This window comes from Coleofasciculus sp. E2-BRE-01 (genome assembly GCF_040221695.1).
Lineage (GTDB): Bacteria > Cyanobacteriota > Cyanobacteriia > Cyanobacteriales > Coleofasciculaceae > Coleofasciculus.
The window spans coordinates 32000-56211 of record NZ_JAVKEA010000161.1; the positions used below are offsets into that span (position 1 = coordinate 32000).

The 24212-nt window shown below is 45.6% G+C and carries 18 protein-coding genes and 1 pseudogene; 9 read left to right on the forward strand and 10 right to left on the reverse strand.

The features are described 5' to 3' along the window. The first annotated feature begins 352 nt into the window (after positions 1 to 352). The 3 genes from RIG66_RS20085 to RIG66_RS20095 all read left to right on the forward strand — a co-directional run bounded on the left by RIG66_RS20085 (position 353) and on the right by RIG66_RS20095 (position 3449). The gene (locus tag RIG66_RS20085; protein WP_446380516.1) at positions 353 to 1837 is read left to right on the forward strand and encodes an eCIS core domain-containing protein; all 1485 of its coding nucleotides are present in this window, start codon (positions 353 to 355) and stop codon (positions 1835 to 1837) included. A gap of 26 nt (positions 1838 to 1863) precedes the next feature. Further along, complete coding sequence (locus RIG66_RS20090; protein WP_446380517.1) at positions 1864 to 2526, forward strand: hypothetical protein; 663 nt, start codon at positions 1864 to 1866, stop codon at positions 2524 to 2526. A gap of 236 nt (positions 2527 to 2762) precedes the next feature. Continuing rightward, positions 2763 to 3449 carry a hypothetical protein gene (locus RIG66_RS20095; RefSeq protein WP_446380518.1) on the forward strand — a complete coding sequence of 229 codons (687 nt, stop codon included), beginning with the start codon at positions 2763 to 2765 and terminating at the stop codon, positions 3447 to 3449. Between the two features lie 70 nt (positions 3450 to 3519). Here RIG66_RS20095 and ileS read toward each other — a convergent pair whose 3' ends face one another. Then, the gene (gene ileS / locus RIG66_RS20100; protein WP_446380519.1) at positions 3520 to 7014 is read right to left on the reverse strand and encodes an isoleucine--tRNA ligase; all 3495 of its coding nucleotides are present in this window, start codon (positions 7012 to 7014) and stop codon (positions 3520 to 3522) included. Positions 7015 to 7139: 125 nt separating this feature from the next. Continuing rightward, on the reverse strand, positions 7140 to 8594 hold the full coding sequence (locus RIG66_RS20105; protein WP_446380520.1) for a Ycf66 family protein: 1455 nt from the start codon (positions 8592 to 8594) through the stop codon (positions 7140 to 7142). Between the two features lie 347 nt (positions 8595 to 8941). On the opposite strand from RIG66_RS20105, the gene RIG66_RS20110 reads away from it, so the two are divergent. Further along, a complete protein-coding gene (locus RIG66_RS20110; protein WP_446380521.1) occupies positions 8942 to 9226 on the forward strand; it encodes a hypothetical protein in 285 nt (94 codons plus the stop codon). A gap of 201 nt (positions 9227 to 9427) precedes the next feature. Here the strand turns inward: RIG66_RS20110 and RIG66_RS20115 are convergent, their stop codons facing one another. Further along, complete coding sequence (locus tag RIG66_RS20115; protein ID WP_446380522.1) at positions 9428 to 11815, reverse strand: tetratricopeptide repeat protein; 2388 nt, start codon at positions 11813 to 11815, stop codon at positions 9428 to 9430. 108 nt (positions 11816 to 11923) lie between these two features. Continuing rightward, positions 11924 to 12358: a hypothetical protein gene (locus RIG66_RS20120; protein WP_446380523.1), complete on the reverse strand. Its 435-nt coding sequence runs from the start codon at positions 12356 to 12358 to the stop codon at positions 11924 to 11926. Positions 12359 to 12816: 458 nt separating this feature from the next. Between RIG66_RS20120 and RIG66_RS20125 the strand changes: the two are divergent. After that, a pseudogene (locus RIG66_RS20125) lies at positions 12817 to 13071 on the forward strand (transposase); the annotation flags it as partial. A gap of 385 nt (positions 13072 to 13456) precedes the next feature. Next, positions 13457 to 14593: a hypothetical protein gene (locus tag RIG66_RS20130; RefSeq protein WP_446380524.1), complete on the forward strand. Its 1137-nt coding sequence runs from the start codon at positions 13457 to 13459 to the stop codon at positions 14591 to 14593. A 33-nt stretch (positions 14594 to 14626) separates the two neighbouring features. On the opposite strand, the gene RIG66_RS20135 is transcribed toward RIG66_RS20130, so the two are convergent. From RIG66_RS20135 to RIG66_RS20145, 3 genes are all read right to left on the reverse strand, one after another. Beyond that, positions 14627 to 14980, reverse strand: a complete 354-nt coding sequence (locus RIG66_RS20135; RefSeq protein ID WP_446380525.1) for a hypothetical protein — start codon at positions 14978 to 14980, stop codon at positions 14627 to 14629. Positions 14981 to 15058: 78 nt separating this feature from the next. Then, the gene (locus tag RIG66_RS20140) at positions 15059 to 15256 is read right to left on the reverse strand and encodes a DNA cytosine methyltransferase (RefSeq protein WP_446380526.1); all 198 of its coding nucleotides are present in this window, start codon (positions 15254 to 15256) and stop codon (positions 15059 to 15061) included. A gap of 132 nt (positions 15257 to 15388) precedes the next feature. Further along, positions 15389 to 16918, reverse strand: a complete 1530-nt coding sequence (locus RIG66_RS20145; protein ID WP_446380527.1) for a YifB family Mg chelatase-like AAA ATPase — start codon at positions 16916 to 16918, stop codon at positions 15389 to 15391. A gap of 361 nt (positions 16919 to 17279) precedes the next feature. Here RIG66_RS20145 and RIG66_RS20150 point away from each other — a divergent pair, with 361 nt between their 5' ends. The 3 genes from RIG66_RS20150 to RIG66_RS20160 are packed head-to-tail and all read left to right on the forward strand — an operon-like array spanning position 17280 to position 19610. Next, the gene (locus tag RIG66_RS20150; protein ID WP_446380528.1) at positions 17280 to 18080 is read left to right on the forward strand and encodes a TIGR04255 family protein; all 801 of its coding nucleotides are present in this window, start codon (positions 17280 to 17282) and stop codon (positions 18078 to 18080) included. After that, the gene (locus tag RIG66_RS20155; protein WP_446380529.1) at positions 18077 to 18763 is read left to right on the forward strand and encodes a helix-turn-helix domain-containing protein; all 687 of its coding nucleotides are present in this window, start codon (positions 18077 to 18079) and stop codon (positions 18761 to 18763) included. The genes RIG66_RS20150 and RIG66_RS20155 overlap by 4 nt, the downstream gene beginning before the upstream one ends. After that, on the forward strand, positions 18753 to 19610 hold the full coding sequence (locus tag RIG66_RS20160; protein ID WP_446380530.1) for a hypothetical protein: 858 nt from the start codon (positions 18753 to 18755) through the stop codon (positions 19608 to 19610). The genes RIG66_RS20155 and RIG66_RS20160 overlap by 11 nt, the downstream gene beginning before the upstream one ends. A gap of 58 nt (positions 19611 to 19668) precedes the next feature. On the opposite strand, the gene RIG66_RS20165 is transcribed toward RIG66_RS20160, so the two are convergent. The 3 genes from RIG66_RS20165 to RIG66_RS20175 form a co-directional block, all read right to left on the reverse strand. Continuing rightward, on the reverse strand, positions 19669 to 21702 hold the full coding sequence (locus RIG66_RS20165; protein ID WP_446380531.1) for a tetratricopeptide repeat protein: 2034 nt from the start codon (positions 21700 to 21702) through the stop codon (positions 19669 to 19671). Between the two features lie 227 nt (positions 21703 to 21929). Further along, positions 21930 to 22103 carry a hypothetical protein gene (locus RIG66_RS20170; protein WP_446380532.1) on the reverse strand — a complete coding sequence of 58 codons (174 nt, stop codon included), beginning with the start codon at positions 22101 to 22103 and terminating at the stop codon, positions 21930 to 21932. 12 nt (positions 22104 to 22115) lie between these two features. Further along, positions 22116 to 23921 (reverse strand): tetratricopeptide repeat protein, encoded by a 1806-nt coding sequence (locus RIG66_RS20175; protein ID WP_446380533.1) that lies wholly within the window; start codon positions 23919 to 23921, stop codon positions 22116 to 22118. Positions 23922 to 24212 lie beyond the last annotated feature (291 nt).

The following is a 24212-nucleotide window of genomic DNA, read 5'->3' on the forward strand; positions in this document are numbered from 1 at the left end:
GCTTATGCAGGAAGCTCAACACCTTTTGATCCTCATTTTCATATAGACCCTAGACTGGATATCGCTCGAGATTTTGCAGCGATCAGCGTGTTTTTATCTATGTCATCAATCTTTTTGTGTTTGGTGATTTTACCTCAAAATCGACGAATAATACGTTGGATAATAACGCTCACGGCTATAGCCTCATTAAGAATTAGTGCTTATCGACTAGCAGAAGCTATGTGGCTCTCCCGTACTTGAGGTAATAATTTTGTTTCTGGGAAATATAGCATTCAAGATGTTGTCCGATATAATTTTTATATACAGCATATAGTTTACTATAATTAATTGCAAGTTATATAATTATCAGCTTATGCAGGAAGCTCAACAGAAAAAACCTTCGTTTATTCCACCCGCCCCTGCGCCCAAAGACGCTGCTGATCAAGGGTTTGCACCACCGCGATTTCCCGTACAGTCACACGCCAAACAACCTTCTGCTTCAGGAAAGGCGACTCGCGCTTATTCCAGTTATGACCGAGATTTGATTCAGACAAAGCTGCTTGAAGGGATGGATAGGGCGATGCCTAGACAGGGGCAAGCTGAAGCCATCCAGTCGAAAGATGCCCACTGTGAAGCCGAAGATGGGGTGCAACTTAAAGACGATGGGGAGTCGGTACAACAGAAATCGCCCCAAGACATTGCCGCAGATGGATTTAGGGGGACACCCAGACGACTGCCGCACCTGGATAAAATCCAACAGTCCTTTGGTCAAGACTTATCCCATGTTCAAGCGTATACGGGTAAAGAGGCGGCGGCGGCATCTCAGAAGTTGGGGGCAGCGGCTTATACCTCTGGAAATCGGATTGCCTTTGCCAAGACTCCGAGTGTAGGGTTAGCCGCCCATGAAGCGGCGCATGTCATGCAGCAACAATCTGGGAAGGTGCAACTGAAGGATGGTTTGGGACAGGTGGGGGATAAGTATGAACAGCACGCCGATGCGGTAGCCGATGCCGTAGTAGCTGGAGAATCGGCTAAACCTTTATTGAGAGAGTATACAGGAGACACTGCGATCGCGCAGTCGATGCCTTCAGTGATGGCACAAGCCGAAAATGCGCCGCGACAACCGGGTGCGATCGGGCAAGATGTTTGGGCATCTGCGGAGGTCAAATTGATTGATGAGAGAAATTTTGGCAGTGCTTTGGCGGGAAGAGGCGGAAACTTAGGCAGTGAGGGAACCTATTACATTAATCCCAGAATCTCTGCCACATTGGGCGCAACCCAAGGCAAATTCCAAGGAACGCCCAGATTATTTCTCGGTGACAAAACCGTTGGTAGCCACGTTCGGTTGATGGTTTCCAACCCACAAACAGAGCAAAGAGTTTTCGGGGGAGGACATGAAGGATACAAGTTTACTGCAACTTACACCTTAAAGAACGCTAAAACCTGGGAAACACCTAACATGAATTTCAACTTTGGCGTTCATAATCGTCGGCAACTCGAGGGAAGTCTCGGTGCTTCTGGAAGGTTGCCAATTAAAAAGCTGCTTCCCGTAGAGGCAAATGCCAATATTGGCACGAATTTCAGCAGTGAACAGGATTTTAAGGCAAATGTTGAAGAGTTTTCATTAGGCGGAACCAACAGCTACTATGCCCATACGCATAAAATTTCTCTCTACATAAGTTCTGCGGGGAATGGAGGTGGAGAAGAAATTGAGTCTGGAGGTGATGGAAATCATACTCCAGACGGTGTTTATGTCTCTCAAAAAGTTGAGAGTAAGCACGTTGAGGCTGATGATGGTAGCCATAGCTATCTCACGTACCATGAAAAACCAAGAGTGAATATGCCATTACAAAAATAAAATAAAAATGAGGAATTAAACCTAAAATGAAACCTCAAACAAGAATCAACGTCGTCGTAGTGTTAACTACTATAACAATGGCGAGTTGTTCAGGAGAACATATCCCTTTTCTCGGACAGTCTCGCCCTCAGCCAATCCCTCCGCCGGAACCGATTAATTGTCCAGAAATACCAACGGTTGAGGAAATACCAAATACTCCTGTATCGGGTCAAGTTTATGGGCGAGAGTTTTCCTTAGACAAGTCAGACATCTCTTTTCCTAAATTACGGATACAGCATGGAAATCTTGATCCCCAGGCAATCACAGTGCGATTTGTTTTTGACATACTCATTGGTGCTTCATCTCCTGTAGAACCAATAGAATACAACACCTCCAAGGCGGAAGGGACAACATACGCTTATGGAGGAAGATACGGCACAGAACGCGAAAGTGTCTGGGATTATCGTGTTTTAGCTACGGAATACGTGAAAAATCTGCAAGAAGATTCGGATGTTGATCATTATACGTTGTGGTCTTACGGGACTTCACTGGAGAACCCAGATCATCGTGTATTTTTGCAGATTGGTCAGCGACAGGGAGATTACCTTCCGGGAAAACTCTATCTGTGCGTACCGAAAATGGCAACCGAGATTCAGGGTACTTTTAACGCTAAACTCTCACTGGGTGGCGGAACTTTTGTTGGTGACTGAATTGAATTTCAAGATTAATTTTATCTATAGTGTGTCTAGTTAATTCATATACCAAAAAACATCGATTAGGACTTTCGGCATCATTGTAGAGACGTTGCATGCAACGTCTCTACATAAATGATGTGTCCTAACTCTTCTAATTGTACAATTAATTAATTTATACGCGCTATATTAACTTATGCAGGAATTCTCCACCCATGAATATGTCCCTGCAACAATGAGGAAGTAAACCCAACATGAAACCTCGAACAAGAATAAACGTTGTAGTAATTTTAAGTACTCTAACAATGGCGAGTTGTTCAAGAGACAGCATCCCCTTTCTCGGACAATCGCGCCCCCAGCCAATCCCTCCGCCGGAACCGATTAATTGTCCAGAAATACCAACGGTTGAAGAAATACCAAACACTCCTGTATCTGGTCAAGTCTATGGGCGAGAATTTTCCTTAGATAAGTCAGATATTTCTCTTCTTTATTTACGCATACAACACGGTAATCTTGATCCGCAGGCAATCACGGTGCGATTTAGTTTTGACATCCCAGTTGGATCTTCATATTTTGACCCAGTTGAATCTTCATCTCCTGTAGAACCGATAGAATACTACACCTCCAAGGCGGAAGGAACAACTTATGCTTACGGAGGAAGATATGGCACAGAACGTGAAAGTATCTGGGATTACCGTGTTTCAGCGACGGAGTATGTAAACAATCTGCAAGATAATTCAGATGTCGATCATTACATGTTATGGGATTACAGTACTTCGCTTGACTATCCAGATTACCGAGTATTTGTGCAAATTGGTCAGCGACAGGGAGATTACCTTCCGGGCAAACTCTATTTGTGCATACCGGAAGCTGCAACTGAGATTCAAGGAACGTTTAACGCTAAACTATCACCCCCTAACGGAACTTTTGTCGATGACTGATACCGAAATTCATCTGGCTATAATGCCTAAACGAATGACAAATGACAAATGACAAAGGACAAATGACAAACTACCATTGACCCGCTAACGCCGCCCGACACCGTTCGCAAATGGTGGAATGCTCGATAATTTTACCCACAAACGGGGAATAGTTCCAGCAGCGATCGCACTTTTCGCCCTCAGCTTTGACAACCCCCACCCAAACCTGTTCTGACTGACTGCGATAGTCAGCATTTTCAAGCGCATCCGGGGAGTCTAATACCTCAACTTGGGAGGCTAAGAACAAATAGCGCAACTCATCCACCCCGTTACTGAGAACCGTAAACCGTTCCCCTAGAATTTTGGGTTGGGGTTGTGGTTGTACTGGCGCTGGAGGTTCGGCTTCAGGTTCCACCGTTTCGGGTTCTGGTTGGGGAGAACCTTCACCCAATACCTCTGTTTTTAGCGATCGCGCTTTCTGGACTAATTCTTGCCGATTGGGGGCGCGGAGTAAATAGCGATTGACAAACCAACCACTGTAGCCAATCCCCACCAATTGTAAGATATCTGCTACTAAGGGGAGATATGCGATCGAATCTAATACTGTTGCGGTTACTTTTAAGGTAATCGGTATCGCTACCGCTACCCCCACCGTTAACCATACGCGCTGATTTTCGCTGAAAATCTGGCGTAGCGTCGCCAAGACAGTGGACAGAATTTGATTAACATTCCACTCTTTTGCTTCTGTCTGTGAGGACAGTATTTCTGAAGCTAATGCTGCTTCTGGTTCCTTCAGCATCAGTTCCGGTTTCGGGGTTTGCAACCACAGACGCGGAATCCCACTGGGGTTTAATTTCCGCAACTGTTGGCGTAATTGCGTATCGGGGACATGAAGCAAGACTTTCGCTTCTAGAGAAGAACCGATCATCTTCTCTGCCCTAGCTTGTTCTAACACCTTATTCACCTCGGTGCGAATCGCCCGTAACCTTGTCCATTTTTCGACTAATTCTGGTTTTTTCCAGGTTTCATCTAACTGCACCCATCCCGACTCAAACACCGATTTATAAGGTGTGGGATAAGGCAGATATTGCCAGATATCTTCTGCGGTATGGCATAATACAGGCGCAATGGATCGAGCTAAATTTTCCAGTGCGATCGCTAATACCGTCTGACAACTGCGGCGTCGTATCGAATCCGGATGACTGATATATAGACGATCTTTCGCCACATCTAAATAAAAGTTGGACAAATCCACCACACAGAAATTCTGCACTGTTTGGAAGAAGCGGAAAAACTGATAACTGTCAAACGCCTCCGTTACCTCGCCAAATACCTCCGTCATCCGGTGCAGCATATAGCGGTCTAATTCCGGTAACTGTTCATACGCCACCGCATTTTTAGCCGGGTCAAAATCATGCAGATTTCCCAATAAAAATCGCGCCGTATTGCGAATCTTGCGATAAATATCGGAAAGCTGTTTCAGTATCCCTTGACCAATGGGAACATCGACCGAATAGTCCACAGACGACACCCACAGCCGCAGCATATCTGCACCATACGGCGGTTCCTGTTTATGATTCTTTCCGCCTTCAATAATCGTCGCGGGGTCTACCACATTCCCCACAGACTTACTCATTTTACGTCCTTGTTCATCCAGAACAAAGCCGTGGGTTAGCACTGATTTATAGGGCGCACAACCATTTGTTGCCACACTGGTGAGGATACTGGATTGGAACCACCCCCGATGTTGATCTGACCCTTCCAGGTACATATCGACAGGGTAGGATAATTCCTCACGTTCTTGAACAACTCCCGCCCAAGACGAACCGGAATCAAACCAGACATCCATCGTATCGGTTCCTTTGCGATACGTGCGACCATTATTTCGGTAGGATTCGGGTAATAATTCCGTTACGGGCAATTCCCACCACGCATCAGACCCTTTTTCAGCGATAATCCCTTGTACGTGGGCGATGGTTTCTTCTGTCAACAGAGGTTCATTCGTCTCCTCATCATAAAACACCGGAATCGGCACCCCCCAACTCCGTTGGCGGGAGATACACCAATCCGAACGTTCCGACACCATCGCGGTAATCCGGTTTTCGCCTTGGGAAGGAATCCAATTAACCGACTGAATCGCCTTCATCACTTCTTCCCGGAAGCCATCCACTGACGCAAACCATTGTTCCGTCGCCCGGAAAATTGTTGGTTCTTTGGTGCGCCAATCGTAGGGATATTTATGGACGTAGTTTTCCTCTTTGAGGAAGGAACCCGCCTCTTTGAGGGCGTCAATTACCGCCGGATTCGCATTCCGCAGCACATTTAACCCAGCAAAGGGTCCAGCTTCGGTGGTAAAATCTCCATTTCCATCTACGGGAGAGATAATCGGTAAATTGTAGCGCTGACCGACGATATAATCTTCTTGACCATGACCCGGTGCGGTATGGACTAATCCGGTTCCCGATTCCGTGGTAATATAATCGCCACCAATCACAATTGGACTTTCCCGGTCAAAGAGGGGATGGCGATAGGTACACTGGTCTAATTCTTCTCCTTTCAGCGTGGTTTTGACGGTTAGGTCTTTATCCAGGGTTTGAGAGAGGCGTTCGACTAATTCCGCCGCCACGATTAAGTATTTAAACCCTTCGGCTTCCGTGTCTGAGTCGGCTGATGCTTCTGCGTCTGGGGATTCCTCGTCTTGAGTGGGGGCAAATCCTTTTGCCTTTGACTTACTTGACTTAGCGGATTTCTCCGCCTCCTGACTGGCTGATTTCCCTGATACTTCCACAACCGCATACGTCAGTTCTGGATTCACCGCCACGGCTAAGTTACCGGGAATTGTCCAGGGAGTGGTTGTCCAGATGGCGACACCCAAATCCACTAAATAGGGTTTTAGTCGCGCTTCCACAGATTCTGTGGCTTTGGTGAGGGGAAACGCGGCATAAAGACTGCGGGAGGTATGTCCTTCCGGATATTCTAACTCGGCTTCTGCCAAGGCGGTTTGGGAACTGGGACTCCAATGAACGGGCTTCATTCCCCGATAGATATACCCTTTTAGCACCATCTGACCGAATACGCCAATTTGCGCGGCTTCGTATTCCGGGGTTAAGGTCAGGTAAGGGTTATCCCAGTCTCCCCATACACCATACCGTTGAAACCCTTGGCGCTGCTGATCAACTGTTTTCAGGGCAAAGTTTCTGGCTTTGCGCCGCAGTTTTATCGGGGTTAGGGCTTGTCTGTCTTCTGGGTCCATGGCTTGCAGGACTTTCAGTTCAATGGGTAAGCCATGGCAATCCCAGCCAGGAATGTAGCGAACTTTATGCCCTTGCAGCAGCTTATATTTATTGATGATATCTTTAAGAATTTTATTTAGGGCGTGTCCAATATGTAACGCCCCATTCGCGTAGGGGGGACCATCATGCAAGATGAAACTATCACCGGGATTCGTCTGTGACAGTCGCTGATAAATTTGTTGGTCTTGCCAAAACTTTTGCAGTTCCGGTTCCCGTTTGACCGCGTTTGCCCGCATACTAAATTGGGTTTGGGGCAGATTTACGGTGTCTTTGTAGGATTTAGCGTCTGTCACAGTTCGACCTATGGGTTAATGGTTATACGTTTGAGGGAGTCGGGATGGTTACCGATTACTCCTTTTTACATAAGCAGCTTTATCTATCCCTACATTATGGGTGAGAATTTGCCATCTTTTCAACTTTACTGGGGAGGATTTTCTGAATCTTGAGATTGTCGGGTTTTGGCGTCACCCTCACCGATTGGTTCAGCGGGAGGCGATAATGGCGATTCTGGGGCAATATCTGCGACTGGGATGTCTGGAGACTCATCCGATTCCGGTTCCGGGGATTGGTTCGCGGCGTCTACCTGTTCGGGTTCAGGCGGATTCGGGCGCATCAGGGGTTCTGAGTCAGCGGGTTGAGTCGTCTCAGTTGCTGATTCCGCTGGGGTTTCTGGGGGTTGGATGTCTGGGTTCTGAGTGAGTTCCGGTTCAGTTGTTGGTGTTTCTGCTGCTGGGGTAACGTCAACGGTTTGGGTTTCCGCTGGGGTTTCGTCGGCTGCGGCTGTTTCTTCTATACTCTGACGTGGAGTTGGGGAAGCGTCGAGTGGGGTGTCTGGCGGACTAGATTCAGGGATTTCTGGTGCGGGTGAGGGGGGAATATCCTCTGATACTGTCTGCGGTTCCTTCGTTTTAGCGGGTTTTGCCTTCCCTTTGCCCAAGAACTTATTGAAAAATCCCCTAATTCCCTGACGTTGTTTGGTTTGTTTCTGGACGGGTTTGGTGGGTGTTTCGGCTACAGGTGTCTCAGTTAACGTCTGTTCTTCTAGGGGTGTCTCGGCTACAGGTGTCTCGGTTAATGTCCATTCTTCTAGGGGTGTCTCGGTTAATGTCCATTCTTCTAGGGGTGTCTGGGTTGGAGACTCGTCTGGGGCAAATTCCCCTATCGGTTCTGGCGGGGTTGTTTCCTCTGCGGGTTCCTCAACCCGTTCAGTTGGTGTTGTTTCTACTGTTTCCCTGACTTGAGTCGGTTCGGTGATATCCGCGATTACGGGTTCCTCTAGGGGTTCCTCTAGGGTTTCCGCTGGGGTTTCCTCGCTTACCTCTGTGGAAGAGGCGACGGGGACATCGCGTTCTTCCGATGGCGGTTGCACTTCCTCGGTTATTTCCGTAACTGTTCCAGGGAAGGGTTCTCCCATTTCCGTTTTGGCTGGGGCGATTTCCGTCTCTGGCGCGGCGGGTTCTGTCACAGGTTCCGGTTCAGTTACGACTGGGGTTGGCGTCACTGGCTGTTTACGGAACACCCGGGCGACGGGTTGAACCACTAGGTTTTTTGCCAGTTGGAACATCCCAGAACTAGCTATTTTTTCCTGAACTTGGGGCGAAATTTCGGTTTGGGCTTCAGGTAAAGCCAACTGTCGCCGCATCATCAGGGTTTGCCAGCCTAACCAGCCCAATAGAGATACACTGGCGAGTTGACTCAGGAGTACCGCCCCGGTAATCCGCCCTGCACATACCCACAAGACGAGGGCGTAGAAAAATCCGACACCACTCCAGAAGAAGTCGCTTTTGCGGTGGACTTCGGGAAAAAAGAATGCTGCCATGTAATAGGCAAAGCTACCAAGACCGATAACCAACGCGAGGACGTATGGCAACATTAGGCGGATACTCCTTGAAACAGACGTTCATCATTGTAGAGGGTATAGGGTTAGAGGAACCCTTAACTCTATCCTTATTATTTTCAGCAGGTTGAGTGCGATCGCGCCAAGTCCATTGTAACGAGATGTTACAAACTCTCGTTGATTCACCACCTTGTCGGGGCACCATCCTTGCGCCCGATTCAAGTCCCATCGCTGATGACAAACCCATGGTACTGACTGGTATGCTGGTGGGCCCTTGCGAAGTCGAAACCCACCCTACTATCAGCATTTTCCGGTTGACAATTTTTGCCTATCCTGCATGGCTATTTTGGCTAAAATAAGTGTTCAAAGGGATGTTAGACCCTATGGCTAATTATAAAGAGGTACTCCGTCTATCTGGCAGCCTCACTCTTGATGAGAAAATGCAATTAATTGAAGCGTTGTCAAGGTTGATTCGCCAACAAATTAACTTATCTCAGGAAACGCCCTCATCCGTCTTGGATATTGATGTTGAGTCTGAGCCATTAATAGGGTTATGTGACGGTACAGAAAAAACAAGGGTAAGTTTGAAAAAATGGCGGGGATTTTTGCCCAAGCGTGTGGATGCTCTAGAATTCCAGAATTCACTCAGACAAGAATGGAATGAATAATAGTTAAGTTTGTAGTAGGCACTTTAGTGCCTTATAATGTCTGATGTGTCGGTATCGAAATTATATTTTTTTTTAACGCAGAGGACGCAGAGGGATACGCAGAGGTACGCAGAGGAATTGGCAGTATTGAGGAGAATTTGTAAAGGTTTATAGAAGTAAGCGGAAATGATAGGATAGGTGGTTTATCTGTTCAATTGTTTCTCATGGATGCTGACGCGGACACTTGATGAAGGCGCGGATGATTCGCCATAGGATTAGGGTAGTAAATGCAAGTAGGGCAAAGGGAAATACGATTAATCCCGCGATGAAGCATAAGGCTAGATGCAGTTTACCCCGTTGAGCAAATTTAATTGTTGATTTGAGCCATTGGGGATAAGGCATAGCATCAATAGGAAGCTCAAGTTCTTGTAATATTTTAAATCCTTTACATAAGGCATTCAATCCTTCCTGGGTTCTACCAATTATGGGATACGTATAGCCTAAATTTTGCAAAGTTTTAGCAATCCCAAGGCGATCGAAGATGTCTTCACGAATTTTTAAAGACTGTTGATAATAGTCTATTGCTCGTTTATATTGTCCTAGGAGTTTATAGGTATTGCCCAAATTCCCCAGAGAATTAGCAATACCAGAGCGATCGCCAATTTCTTTCAATATTGTTAAAGATTGCTGATGGTAGTCTATTGCCTGTTGATGCTTGCCAATAGAATTGTAAACGCCACCCAAATTTCCCAAAGACTTGGCAATTCCTGAACGCTTTCTGATTTCCTTGAATATCACCAAAGATTGCTGATAGTAATCTATTGCCAATTGATATTTTCCTAGGAGATTGTAATCATCGCCCAAATTATGCAAGGAACCAGCAATACCAGAGCGATCACTGACTTCCTTAAATATCCCCAAACATTGCTGATGGTAGTCTATTGCCCGTTGGTGTTTACCAAGGGAATTATAAATACTGCCCAAACCCATCATAGAACTAGCAATTGTCGGTCGATCTGCTATTTTTATAGATATCGCTAAAGACTGCTGATAATATTCTATTGCTCTTTGGTATTCCCCTAGTGAATTGTAAGTATTGCCCAAATTATTCAGAACTCTAGCTATCCCAGAGCGATCATCAATTTTTTGATAAATAGCTAAAGACAACTGATGACATTCTATTGCCTGTTTGTATTCCCCTAGGGCATCGTAAGCATTGCCCAAATTCTTAAGAGACATGGGAAATTGCCACTCTGACTGACTCAAGTTCCAGTTTTGCACTAACTGCCTATGCAGTTCAACCTGCATTTTGCTATACCCACGCAATGTTAAAAACTCATCACATTCGCGTAGAATATCGAAGGCTGTAATATACTGTTTAAGTTCACACCAGTGATAGAATATTTCCAGATATTCAGTTATATCCTCTATTTTTTCCCAAGGTGGTTGTTTAGTGTTTAAACAATAATAATCGATCGCCCGTTGATGCGCCTGGTTTAAATCTCCCGTTTGGCATTTAGCATATTCCTGAATCAACGGCTGAAACTTAAACCACCGCCCCTCATTTTTATCTCTTTCTTCCTGTAATAGGGAACGCCTCACCAACTGGCGCAAATCTTGTTCAATGCTTTTGGTATTGGGTTTCCCCCTTTTAGATCCCCCCAACCCCCCTTCAAAAGGGGGGCTAAGAGAATCTAGAGAATCTAAGGAAGAATCTAGAGAGGATCTTTTCTGCTTATTTTGAGGTTGAGATACCTTTAAATCCCGTTCAAAAGAGAGACTATGAATCTGCACTAACGCCATGGCTGAATTAAAGGGAATCCGATAAACACATACTCCCAATAGCAATTGCTGCATTCTCTGGCTAATTCGCCCAAAACTCTCATCCAACACCCGCCGCATCCAGATATCAACTTTACCCCGATGCAATCCGGTTAAATTCTCATCCGTTAATAAATGGGAGATATCCGCCAACCCATAGCGCTGCAAATACCGAATCTGAGGATCGAATTCTTCCTCTTCTAATAAGAACCCAGCCACTAGCGTTAATAATAAAGGATGTCCCTCTACCTTCTGGGAAAACTCGACTAATTCCTCATCTGTTCCCCGAATCCCCAGCGCCTGCAATAACGTCGCCCCTTCCACAGGTTCTAATCCTGGTAAAGATAACCATTGACATCGAATCGGCGGCAAATCCAGACGTTCCCGCGTTGTCACCAGTACGACACTTTTCCCGCCACATTCCAACCAGCCATAGAAAAATTGCCGATAGGATTCATCGCGAATAGACGTATTCTTGTTATCCCCACCATCAGATTGCAGCAGGGTTTCTAGATTATCCATCACCAGCAAATACCGTCCCTGACGTAGATGATTGACTAATGCATCCCCCAGAGATTGTTCGGGTATCGCCTCGATAGTTTCCTGAGATACTCCAAATTTTAATAAAACTCGCCGCGCTAACTCGGTAAACCCAATCCGGCTAATATCTGCCCAAACTTTATCCTCAAATTCTGTACTATCTTCGTCGTAAATCTTAGCCGCCAGCGTCGATTTTCCTAACCCACCGATACCCGTAATTCCAATGACGCGAGTCTTCCCATCCGCCATCCAATCTTGAGTGGTTTGGCGTTCTAAATTTCGCCCTTGCCAATTATCGGTACTGGGGCGGATTTCATCTAAATTGGGTGGGGTGCTGCGCTGATTTTCTACCAGTAGTCAGTGGTAGTGGGTATCTCTCCCGCCAATTCGCCCAATGGAGTCGGCTTTAGTATCGCTAATAATATCGCCTGTTGTCTCGGCTTTCACTTCAACCGTGCGGCTGCTGCGATCGCTCTTTTGATTCAGAGTCCGCTGATCGGCTATACTACTGACGTTTATAACCTGTCCAGCTAAACGTTCAACCTCTTGGGCAAAAGCCGGATCTTGTTTCATCACCGCTTGTAAATACTGTGTTACCTTGGCTAAGTCAGATTGAGAACCTTGTTGGGCGGCTGCGATCGCGCGATCGGCTTCGGGATTGCTTGACAATTTGCGCTTAATGGTATCTCGCAGTTTAGTAATTACCCCTTCTGTCGCCTTACCCACCCCGGTTTCGATAACCGCACCACACGCGATTTTGGCAGCTTCTACGACGAGTAATTCTGGCATCATAGCTCAAGCGAATGATAATAGTTTCTATGAAAATTTTAGCCCTACGGTGCAGGGTTCAGGGTTGACTCAACCTAGACTTGTCAAGCCTATCCTTATTCTCCACAGGTTGAGTGCGATCGCGCCAAGTCCATTGTAACGATATGTTACAAGTTCCCGTTTATTCGCCGCGTTATCAATATTAGGGTAGGGGCAATAGTTACAAGTTCAGGTACAAGTTTGTCAAGCCGTAAGGCAACCGGGAATCTACAATCATTGGTAGTCCTGGGTAGAGAGATGGGAAAGTTTTGACCCTTCACGTCCGAAAGAAGGCATGGCATCTCTCCTGTGTAGGGGCGGGTTTTACTACTATCGTTTCTAACCTAACCCAGATGTAACTAAACCCGCCCGTCTAGTGGACTGACACAGCTAAAATTGTGGAATAGATTGTAGGTTGGGTTGACGACTGTTACCCAAACCTAGGTGAGGGAACTTTAAAAATAATTGATTGGTTAAACAAGGCTCAGAATTACTATAAAAAAAGTGTATCAGCCATAAAACGATGGTTTGCTGAAGTCGTTGGGTACTTTGAAAGCAGAACAACCAATGGAGTTGTTGAAGAAGTTAACAACAAACTGAAACTATTAAAATGGTGTGGCTTTGGCTTTAGGAACTTTAATAATCTTACTATACGCGCTTTAGTTTTGTGGCATTATCCTAACCGTTTAGCACACTAAGTAGGGAAGACCCAACATTATCCGACATTGGTAGCTGCGACATCGTTTCGTTCGTAGTAGGCGCTTTAGCGCCATCATCGCCTCAACACTTACCCTCAAATTCTAAGCAACATTATCCGACATCGGGGATTAAGCAAAGGGCGACCCAAGTCAATTAAATGGAATCGCGTTGTTCACTAATGCAGGCGGGTCGCCCCTACCGCAGTCTCAGCGGTGTTAAGTTCAATCCTCAGCAGTTCATCATCATTGAAACCGTATTGTTCTAGAATAGCGAAATCCTTATACCTCAATTTATTACAAAACGATGACAAAAAGGAGTCAAAACACGCCACAATAAAGAATCAAAACCAGTGATTTAACCAACACATCGCCATTTGAAAGTTGAATGACACGAAAGCCTCACGATCAATTTGCCAAGCAATACCTAGAGGAATTATTAGCCCCTCTAGGAAACGTCGAAACCAGTCGGGAAATATCCCCCGAAATCCGCCAAGTTGATGTTTGGTTTGTGCCAACACCATCACCAGCAACCGCACCCGAAAACCTGGGATTACTGGGGCGAATGGCAACAACCGCCTGTCTATTAGAACCCTTCCGCAATCCACCCAGCCCCGCCGAGGTACTCGACTGCCAAAGCAAGTTAAACTCAGTACGCAGTGAAATGCGGCGAAAAGCCAGACGAGAACGGACTTCATTTCCCGACACCGATTGGCCCCACTTGTGGATTCTCTCACCCTCTTGTTCCACAAGATTATTAAACGGATTTGGTGCAAGACTGAATCAGTCAGGAAACTGGGGAGACGGTGTATATTTTATGCCAGAGTTCCTGAAAACAGGATTAATCGCCATCAACCAACTGCCCGTCACTGAAGATACACTATGGTTAAGGGTTTTGGGAAAACGCGGAACTCAGAAGCAAGCGATCGATGAATTGGTCGCTTTACCCCAACAGAACCCTTATCGGCAGACAATTTTACAGATTCTGGCAAACTGGCGTATCACGATCAACGAAAGCAACAATTTAAGTGAACAGGACAGGGAATTGCTAATGAACTTATCACCAGCTTACTTAAAATGGCAAGAAGAAACCTTAGAACAAGGCAAGCGAGAGGGTATACAAGAAGGCAAACTTGAAGGCAGACTTGAAGGCAGACTTGAAGGACAACGCCAAATGGCGGAAAACTTTCTCCGAGTACGATTTGGGGAACTTGACCCAAACTTAGCGAGTGCGATCGCGCCCATGTTACAGTTACCCCCTCAGGAGTTGACTCGGCTATTATTTAACCTTGAACGTGAGGAACTGTTACTGTGGTTTGGTAATCTGCCAATGCGAGACGAAACCTCAAGACAAGAAGCCGTAGAAAGGTTTCTGAGAGTACGATTTGGGGAACTTGAACCCGAATTAGCGAGTGCGATCGCATCAATGTTACAATTACCTACCCAAGAATTAACTTCCCTACTAACTACCCTTTCCCATGAGCAATTGTTAGAACGATTTGCCCCAAATACAAATGACGAATGACCACTGATAATAGGAACTTCATTATATTCCTTATCAAGATGAAGTCATACCAAAAACGCGACTGAAATTATATCGCCACTGCAACGCAGGAGTTGCTGGATTAACCCGTAATGGCGGTATCTCAAGACCTTGAAATATAATCTTTTCGAGTACCGCGATTAACAACATTTCAATAACACTACCAATTGTCTTACCATCTAAGTTGGGCAATGTGTGCTGAGTTCGTAACTGCTCATACCATTTGGGAAGTTTTCCTCCTCGTCCCACACGAGTTAATACGTCTGCTAATTGTTCCGTGTTTTCTCCCTTTAGAGCGCGATTCACTTCCTGAATTGTTGTATCCAGTGATTCTCTTAATCTGGCGCGTAATTCTTCTTTAGCAAGCATCAATTATAGAGAAAAGTGATAATTGTTCAAATTTAGGTTTTTTCAGTTGGACGATCTTATTTTCTACGATACAGTCCATCACCCACCCAGCCATAACTGGAGGAATGGCATTTCCGAAAAGCGCATATTGATCATAGAGCGATCGCGGTATACTTGACAGGCTTTCGGACAACGATCATTTGCCCAGATTGTGTCTATTTTTCTCTGATCCGCCGCAATCCGGAATCCTCCAATCCCGCAAAATAACTCAACGGTGGTGCAGATGTCATTTGTCATTTGTCATTTGTAAAGGTTTGAGGTTTGTTGACATAAGTTAATATAGTCGAGTTCATTTCCACCAACCTACTTAATCTGTGTCATTCAATCGTGAGTCTTCTGGTAAGTGTAATTCAATCTGTGTAATCTGTGTTACTGCATTCGATCAATAGTACGATATTGGATCGCTTCAGCAATGTGTGCTGTTTTCAACGTTTCAGCCCCCGATAAATCCGCAATTGTGCGGGCGACTTTGAGGATGCGATCGCTCGCCCTGGCAGATAGTCCAAGTTTGCGAATTGCCCCTTCTAAAAGATTGCGACTACTATCCTCTAAATGACACCATTGTCTCAAATGACCACTTTGCATCTGGGCATTGCAGCGCAGTGTGGGTTCTGAGTTGAAGCGATGACGGGCGCGATCGCGGGCTACTTTGACTCTCTCCCTTACGGCTTCTGACGCTTCGCTTTGGGGTTGTCGAGTAATCTCTTCGGGTTTAAGGCGATTCACCGCAACTTGTAAGTCAATTCGATCCATTAACGGACCTGAAAGTTTTGCCCAATAGTTCTCCCGTTGTCGCGCTGAACAGGTGCAGGGTTGCAGGGTATCGCCAAAGTAACCACAGGGACAGGGATTGGTACTAGCAACTAGGGTAAATTGTGCCGGAAACAAAACGGATTGTCGGGTGCGAGAAATGGTCACATAACCATCTTCTAAGGGTTGACGCAAAAATTCCAACACATTACGCTTAAATTCGGTTAATTCATCCAGAAATAATACCCCTCGGTGCGCCAAGGAAATTTCGCCGGGACGAGGAAAACTACCTCCCCCAACTAATGATGGACCTGATGCGGAATGGTGGGGACTGCGGAAGGGGCGATGTTTGATTAGTCTACCTTTATCTTTGAGTAATCCGGCTACAGAATAAATTTGGGTAACTTCTAGGGCTTCTGCAAAACTTAAGGGCGGTAAAATTCCCGGTAATCGTCGCGCCAGCATGGTTTTACCGCTTCCCGGTGGACCGACGAAAATTAAATTATGACCTCCTGCGGCGGCTATTTCTAACGCCCGACGCGCATGGGATTGACCTTTGACTTCGTTTAAGTTTCCGCCTGTAAACTGATAGGAGGATGATTGGGGTAATTCATCCATGGTTACCGGAGAATAGCGTTCCGGTTGATTCAAAAAATCTGCCACCTCAGCCAGATGCTGGAATCCGTACACGTCTAATCCACGCACCACGGCGGCTTCTTGGGCATTATCGGCGGGTACAACTAACCCCGAAATCCCCAAACTTTGGGCGGCGGCGGCGATGGGTAAGACTCCCGCAATGGGGCGTAAATTGCCATCCAAGGAGACTTCGCCTAAAAATAGATAATCGCCTAATAATTCAGGATTGACTTGCTGCGAGGCGGCGAGAATCCCCACACTAATGGGTAAATCAAAGCTGGGTCCCTCTTTGCGTAAGTCGGCGGGAGTGAGATTAATCACGATTTTCCGCATCGGGAAGACAAACCCGGCATTTTTTAACGCCGCCCTCACCCGTTCTCGCGATTCTTGGACGGCGGTATCGGGTAATCCCACGACAACAATTCCGGGTAATCCGCCTGACACATCGACTTCCACACCGACTTTCACCGCATCGATGCCAACTAGCGAAGCACTCCAAACCCTGGCAAGCATATCGGTTGATCCTGAGTTTCATTGGCAATTATAGGACGTGCGATCGCAACCGTCTATTTTAAACTGGTGAATGCAATCACTCAAGAGTGTCCCATGGCTCCAAATACTAACCCCCTAAAATCTCCCTTGCTCGCCATAGTGCCATGGCACGAAAGGAACATACTAGAAGTGCTGTGGATACTAGGTTTCCTCTAATTTTTCTCCATGGCTCAATACTCTACAGAAAAACCTTTAAGCTTTACATTTCTTAAACTTCACACTCTACTTCACACTTTTGCTCTACGATAGCGATAGGCGTAGTATCTCTCATATCCAAATCTATGCCCAATTTCTCGCTCAAGTCCCAAAAAGGATGTAGAAAGTGGTCAATACCAATCCACTCATTGCACAACCACCTCAAGAAGTACCGTTGAAGAATGCACCTTTGGTGCGAGTGATTGCACAGGTGAGCTTTCCACCTATTCTTTCGATTGAGAAAAAAGAGTTTGTGGGTTCATTTCAAGAGGCAATTCGAGAAACCTATCCTATCCTACATCTGGAACAGACTCAGGGTTTAGTTTTGGGTTCCCCAGATATTGTGCAAACTGTACCTCAACTAACTTGGCGATTTTTAGACACAACAAATAGTTGGCGAGTCTCATTAGCACCCAACTTTGTGGCAATAGAAACAACGGCTTACTCAAGTCGTAGCGATTTTATAGAACGTTTTAAAAACGTACTAATAGCACTTGAAAAAAATTTTAATCCCAAGGTTATTGAACGATTTGGATTACGCTATATCGATCGACTTGTTGGTCAAGAACTTAAGGATATATCGTTACTTGTGAAACCTGAGATAGCTGGTATCGTCGCTACTGACTTTACAGAATATATTTCTCAGACTATTAATGAATCTTGGTTTATGATTCCCGATGGAGGTGAGCAAATTATCGCTAGGTGGGGATTGATGTCTGCTGATGTAACGTTTGATCCTGATGCAATTGAACCTATTGATCAAGCGAGCTGGATACTTGATATAGATATGTCTTCAAAGTCAAAGAACCGAGAATTCAGTGTTGAGGCATTAATAAGTGAAGCACATAATTTTGCTGAAAGAATTTATACGTTCTTTAGATGGGCAGTACAGGATGAATTTTTGCGGCGATTTGGAGGAGAATTATGATTACTATTTCAGCAAAAAAACACGCTCAGCTATCGAGTACTTCTGCCTTCGGAGCTATGGGTAAATTAGATACTCATCCATTTATTGGTTCTAGAATTTTTATAGATCGTTCTAGCAAAACGACTTCCAGAACTACTGTTTTTCCCAGTGCGTTAGTTGCTTTGGACATGACAACAAGTGGCGTGACTCTACCGTCCACTGGTTCTAAAGAAACGACACAGAAAGCTGTTAACAAACTAAAGAAATTGAGTGGATTGACCTGGGAGCAACTCGCTAAACTCTTCGATGTTTCCCGTAGAAGTCTTCATGCTTGGGCAAGTGGACAACCGTTATCTCCACCTAATCAGCAGAAACTGGATCGACTGTTAAATACTATTGAACACATTAACCGAGGGAGCGCAAGTCTCAATCGCAGTCTTTTGTTGAAACCGGATAGTGATGGTAGATCTCCTTTTGATTTACTGGTAGCAGGTGAACACGAAAAGGTAAAACAGATTCTTGGTTTTGGTAATGCTCCTAAGAAACCACAGCTAAAACCCTTATCCAAAGATGCATACAGGTCACGTATGCCACCGAATCCAGCAGATTTAGTTGATGCTCTCCAAGATACTATCCATCGTGAGGTTGGACGCTCCAGACCAGCCAGAGTTGCAAGGAGTCGAAGAAACAGTAGTGAGCAATGAGCGTGATGTTTGGATTCAGCAAGTAGACGCTGCTGTTGGAGAGTGGCGTCAAGGTGATTGTACTCTTGGAGAACATTGGTTCCTCTACCGCTTTAATCCTAAACGTCCTTTGGCAGATGAGTCGGCTAATCTTGTACAAGAAGAAACTGACCTTGCAGAATCCGAGGTCAAGGGTTTTGCTGTAGTTACACAAACATGTGATATTGTGCGTCCTTGTGGGGATCGTCCATTTATAGAGGTGGTGCCTCTTGTAGAGGTTGATGAAAAACGTTTGCATGAGATCCAACGAAGTAGACGACCTCAGTATGCCTATATCCCAGGAGTTTCTCAATTTAGTCTGGTTGCTGATCTTGATCGTGTGATGACAGTAGAAAAGGCTGTTGTGGCAGAATGGAAGCGTATACCAGGATGTCAAAACGATGACGAGGTTAGGATATTAGGACAAGCATTAGCACGGAAGCGAGTTCGATTTGCTTTTCCTGATGACTTCATTGCATTTGCACAAAAACTTCAAAAGCGGATGCAAGATAAGCACGATAAATTAAGCGTTGAAGGGGATGCCCTTCGTGCCTTACGAGAAATTAGAGTACGTGCAGCACCATCTTGGAATGCTCGTGAAATCGAACTGATATTTTGGTTTATCCGTAATGAAGAACAAGTTCAGTTTCAGGAACAAGAGTGGCATCAATATCTGGAAAAATGGTTGCAATTACTCCCTAAATCTGAGCGATTTCAATCGGTAGATGGTGTAGTCGTGTCTCTCGAAGACATGACCGCCAAAGATTATGTTGAGAGCGATCCGCTTGATTTCGATCACCTCTCCTCAAGAAATGAGACTGGAAATTGAAGTCCATATCCCTAATTGATGAATGCCAATTTTTATTTATATTCTAATCAACCGTTCCTCAATTCCACAGCTTGGACATTAAGTAATTGGCTTGTTCATAGCGTCCTTGAGATTTGTAAAGGGCGGCTAAATTATTCAAACTGATCGCGACATCGGGATGGTCTTCTCCCCATAACCGTTTACCCAGTTCCAAAACTTTGAGATAGAGGGGTTCGGCTTGCTCGTAGCGCCCTTGATAATGATAGAGTAATGCCAAATTATTCATACTGGTGACTACATCAGGATGGATATCTCCGAATAAACGTTTTCTCAAATGTAAGGCTTGCAGATAGAAGGGTTCGGCTTTGTCATAGTGTCCCTGATAATGATAGAGTAAAGCTAAATTGTTCAGACTCGTTGCCACATCAGGATGGTTCTCTCCCAACAAGCGTTTGCGAATATTTAAAGCTTCTAAATAAAACGATTCGGTTTTGTTATTGGGTCCTTTAGAGAAATAAAGTCCTGCCAAATTATTCAAGCTTTGTGCGACATCGGGATGGTTCTCTCCCAATAAACGTTTTCTGATGTCTAAGGCTTGCAGATAGAGGGGTTCAGCTTTCTCGTAGCGTCCTTGAGAGAAGTAGAGGGCGGCTAGGTTGTTGAGGTTCGTGGCGACATCGGGATGGTTGTCTCCCAATAAGCGTTTTTGCAAGTCCAAGGCTTGCAGATAAAGGGGTTCAGCATCCTCATAGCGTCCTTGGGACTTATAAAGGGCGGCGAGATTGTTCAGGGTGGTGGCTACATCCGGATGATCCTCGCCCAGCAAGCGTTTTTCGATGTCTAAGGCTTGCAGATAAAGGGGTTCGGCGTCTTCGTAGCGTCTTTGATAATGATAGAGTAATCCGAGATTGCTAAGGCTGGTTGTCACGTCTAAATGATCATCGCCTAAGTGACGTTTCCTCAAGTCCAAAGCTTGCAGATAAAGGGGTTCGGCGTCCTCATAGCGTCCTTGACAAAAATAGAGGGTGGCTAAATCGTTGAGACTATGAGCGAGATCTGGATGATCATCTCCCAGTAAGCGTTTCCTCAAGTCCAAGGCTTGTAGATAAAGGGGTTCGGCTTGGGCGTACTGTCCTTGAGCCTGGTAAAGTTTTGCCAAGTTGTTGAGGCTGGTGGCGACATCAGGATGAGCATCGCCCAACCAGCGTTTTCTGAGTTCTAAGGCTTCTAAATAAAGGGGTTCAGCTTCCCGGTAGCGTCCTTGCAGTCGGTAGAGTTCGGCTAAATTATTCACCGTTTCGGCTAAGGTTGTGTCTAAGCCGAGTTCTTTTTTTAGCTCAATGGCTTGACTCAAATACTCAACGGCTAAGGCTTGTTCTTGAGGATAATCCAGAGATTCGCCCTGTTCTAAGCGTCGTTGATAAAGTTGTCCGACTTGAGCATATAAGGTTGCCAAATTCGGATCGTTGACGCCGCGTTTGGCTTTGGTGTACTCGATCAAGGCGTTGAGATCGGCAACCGGAAAGACTGATACGTTTTGATCCCAAGCGTCGCTTTCTTCGATAAGATGGCGGAATGGCTCAATGTTTTGAATGGGAATAGCGGCTGTTTTTTTGGAGTGGAAGCGAAAGACAGCTTGACACCAATTTTGGAACTCTGGGGCGTTTTGACTTAGCTGACTCTCTAGTTGGTGAGTTAGCCACAGGACAAGTGGACAAGCCAAGGCTGATAATGCGTCTTGGTTTTCTGGTAAAGAGGCGAAAAAAATTTCCTGTTCTGAATGCTGGGCGTCGAATTTGAGCCAGAGAAGTTGTTCAGCACCCGTCACGGTGACAACGACGTTTCCCCCCTGAGGTAAATTGTCATCGGTTTGGACGAGTTGAGTAATGGCGTGGCTCAGGTTCGGGTCATCCTTAACCAAGGTAACATGATGCGATCGCATAGAGGCGGCGAGTTCGGTTTCATCGCGTTCAATCAGTTGGTTGCGGTAATGGATATCATCACAAACCGCTAGGATTACACTCAACTTACCTTGACTGGCTTGAATTGCTGTCAGTAAATCGCCATACGTTTTTTCATTATCAACCGTCGGGTCAGACAACTCCGTCATCATAAAATTAACCTCCAATCTTGTAATCGCTCTTGAACGATTTGGTGAACCTCATCGGTTTTGACGATTGCCATACTCTAGAACATTAAGACTATACAGATTATGCCCAAATTCCAGTGTTTTGGGTTCATCCGGTTAAAGTCAGAGTTAGTTGTGTTTAAGAGTTTATAGTCGAGTTCACCTAAAAAAAATGACAAAGTTATTGTGAATCGCGTTAATCCGAATCAATCCTAAGCACATTCGACAATAGTTATCCCTGATTCGGAGCGTTTGGTAGCAACACCCACTCCTATAGGGTACATTCTCTTTAGCTGTCTGTCGATTTCGTTTTTCCCCCTTATCTCCCCTATCTTCCTTATCTCCTTTATCTCCCCTATCTTTCCCATCTCCCCTATCTTCCCCATCTCCCCTAAAAATTATCCCATCGCCGCACGCAGATCATCGAGATTTTTCCGAATTGTTGCTGTAGTTGGATGATTAGCGCCGAGTCGTTCTTCACAAATCATCAACGCTTGAACATACAGGGGTTCGGCTAATTCATATTCTCCTTGAGACGAATAAAGTCCTGCCAAATTATTCAGATTTTGTGCCACATCCGGATGATCTTCCCCTAGCCAGCGTTTTCCTAACTCCCAAGCTTGGGAATAGAAGTCTTTGGCTTTGTCGTGACGTCCTTGAAAGAAGTAGAGTATGGCTAAATTATTCAGATTTTGGGCTACATCGGGATGTTCATCTCCCAGTAAGCGTTTCCGCAACTCTAAGGCTTGCAGATAGAGAGGTTCGGCTTCATCGTAGCGTCCCTGCGTGGAATAAAGTTCGGCGAGATTTTTATAGAGTGCGGCTAAGTTATTCAGGCTGGTTAACACATCGGGATGCTCCTCTCCTAATAATTGCCTACCCACATCCAACACCTCCACATAAAGAGGTTCGGCTTGCTCGTAGCGTCCTTGATAATGGTAGAGCAATGCTAAGTTATTTAAGCTGGTCACTACATCAGGATGGTTCGCGCCGAATAACCGTTTCCTTAAGTCCAACGCTTGGCGATAGAGGGGTTCAGCTTCCTCGTAGTGTCCTTGGGAGTGGTGGAGTAATGCTAAATTATTCAGATTCGTGGCGATATCCGGATGAGTATCGCCCAATAAACGTTGCCAGATTTCCAACGCTTGGCGATAGAGCGGTTCGGCTTCACCCTGACGTCCTTGAGAGAAGTAGAGTCCGGCTAAGTTGTTGAGGCTTTGTGCCACATCAGGATGATTATCACCGAATAAGCGTTTCCTGATTTCCCAGGCTTGCAGATAGAGGGGTTCGGCTTCCTCGTAACGTTCTTGGAAGAAATAGAGTGCAGCTAGATTGTTCATATTAGTCGCCACATCGGGATGCTCATCTCCCAGCAGACGTCTCATCACTTCCAAGGCTTGCAGATAGAGGGGTTCGGCTTGGGTGTAGTGTCCTTGGGTTCTGTAGAGTTCTGCTAAATTATTCAAGCTAGTGGCGACATCGGGATGGTTCCTTCCCAGTAAACGTTTCCTCAGTTCCAAGGCTTGCAGATAAAGCGGTTTGGCTTGGTCATAGCGTCCCAGCAAGAAGTAAAGTAAGGCTAGGTTGTTAAGACTGGTGGCAACATCAGGATGGTTCTCTCCTAAACTGCGTTTCCTTAACTCCAAGGCTTGCAGATAAAGAGATTCGGCTTCCTCGTAGCGTCCTTGGAAGAAGTAGAGGGCGGCGAGATCATTGAGGCTAATGGCGATATCAGGATGGTTCTCTCCTAAGTTACGTTTCCTCAGTTCTAAGGCTTGCAGATAAAGCGGTTCGGCTTGGGGATACTGTCCCTGAGAGTGATAGAGTCGTGCTAGGTTGTTGAGGCTGGTGGCGATATCAGGATGGTTCTCTCCTAAGTTACGTTTTCTTATGTCTAAGGCTTGCAAATAAAGCGGTTCGGCTTGGTCGTAGCGTCCTTGGGTTCTGTAGAGTTCCGCCAGATGATTAAGCGTTGTCGCTAAGTCAGTGTCTAACCCCAATCGTCGTTGCAGGTCAACCGCTTTATGGAAATATTCAATGGCGAGGGCAAGTTCGTGCTGGTAATCCTCAAATTCTCCATTTTCCAGTCGGCTTTGATAGAGTTGTCCGAGTTGAGCATACAAGTTCGCCAGACTCGGGTCTTGGCTTCCCCCTTTTGCTTCAGTTTGTTGAATTAAGGCTTTGAGGTCTGCTAATGGTATCACCTGGTTTGCCCCCTGATGCCAGTATTTATCCTTCCTGTACTATAGCAATCCTTTTTGGTTGAGGTTAGGGCAGGGGATGAAAAACTGGTAAATTTATCGGGATGGGTGTCACTCTACTTTTTTTTTACCCTGATGTCACTCAATTCACCCCGACTCAAAACGATAGCAAGGCAATCCGGGAGCGTTACGGATTGTCAACCAACTTATGTTTATTGAAACGGATGAAAGATATGAGTTAAAATCAATCAGGTGTATGCAACTTGATGATTAGGATAGAACAGCTTTTAAAAA

What these genes read in the sequence shown, in the direction of transcription:
- RIG66_RS20095 (WP_446380518.1), top strand. Translation starts at nt 2,763, where the DNA reads ATGAAACCTCGAACAAGAATAAACGTTGTAGTAATTTTAAGTACTCTA.
- RIG66_RS20120 (WP_446380523.1), bottom strand. Translation starts at nt 12,358, where the DNA reads ATGATGCCAGAATTACTCGTCGTAGAAGCTGCCAAAATCGCGTGTGGT.
- RIG66_RS20170 (WP_446380532.1), bottom strand. Translation starts at nt 22,103, where the DNA reads ATGGGGAAGATAGGGGAGATGGGAAAGATAGGGGAGATAAAGGAGATA.
- RIG66_RS20090 (WP_446380517.1), top strand. Translation starts at nt 1,864, where the DNA reads ATGAAACCTCAAACAAGAATCAACGTCGTCGTAGTGTTAACTACTATA.
- RIG66_RS20155 (WP_446380529.1), top strand. Translation starts at nt 18,077, where the DNA reads ATGATTACTATTTCAGCAAAAAAACACGCTCAGCTATCGAGTACTTCT.
- RIG66_RS20085 (WP_446380516.1), top strand. Translation starts at nt 353, where the DNA reads ATGCAGGAAGCTCAACAGAAAAAACCTTCGTTTATTCCACCCGCCCCT.
- RIG66_RS20165 (WP_446380531.1), bottom strand. Translation starts at nt 21,702, where the DNA reads ATGATGACGGAGTTGTCTGACCCGACGGTTGATAATGAAAAAACGTAT.
- RIG66_RS20140 (WP_446380526.1), bottom strand. Translation starts at nt 15,256, where the DNA reads ATGACAAATGACATCTGCACCACCGTTGAGTTATTTTGCGGGATTGGA.
- RIG66_RS20110 (WP_446380521.1), top strand. Translation starts at nt 8,942, where the DNA reads ATGGCTAATTATAAAGAGGTACTCCGTCTATCTGGCAGCCTCACTCTT.
- RIG66_RS20115 (WP_446380522.1), bottom strand. Translation starts at nt 11,815, where the DNA reads ATGGCGGATGGGAAGACTCGCGTCATTGGAATTACGGGTATCGGTGGG.
- RIG66_RS20105 (WP_446380520.1), bottom strand. Translation starts at nt 8,594, where the DNA reads ATGTTGCCATACGTCCTCGCGTTGGTTATCGGTCTTGGTAGCTTTGCC.
- RIG66_RS20145 (WP_446380527.1), bottom strand. Translation starts at nt 16,918, where the DNA reads ATGCTTGCCAGGGTTTGGAGTGCTTCGCTAGTTGGCATCGATGCGGTG.
- RIG66_RS20130 (WP_446380524.1), top strand. Translation starts at nt 13,457, where the DNA reads ATGACACGAAAGCCTCACGATCAATTTGCCAAGCAATACCTAGAGGAA.
- RIG66_RS20135 (WP_446380525.1), bottom strand. Translation starts at nt 14,980, where the DNA reads ATGCTTGCTAAAGAAGAATTACGCGCCAGATTAAGAGAATCACTGGAT.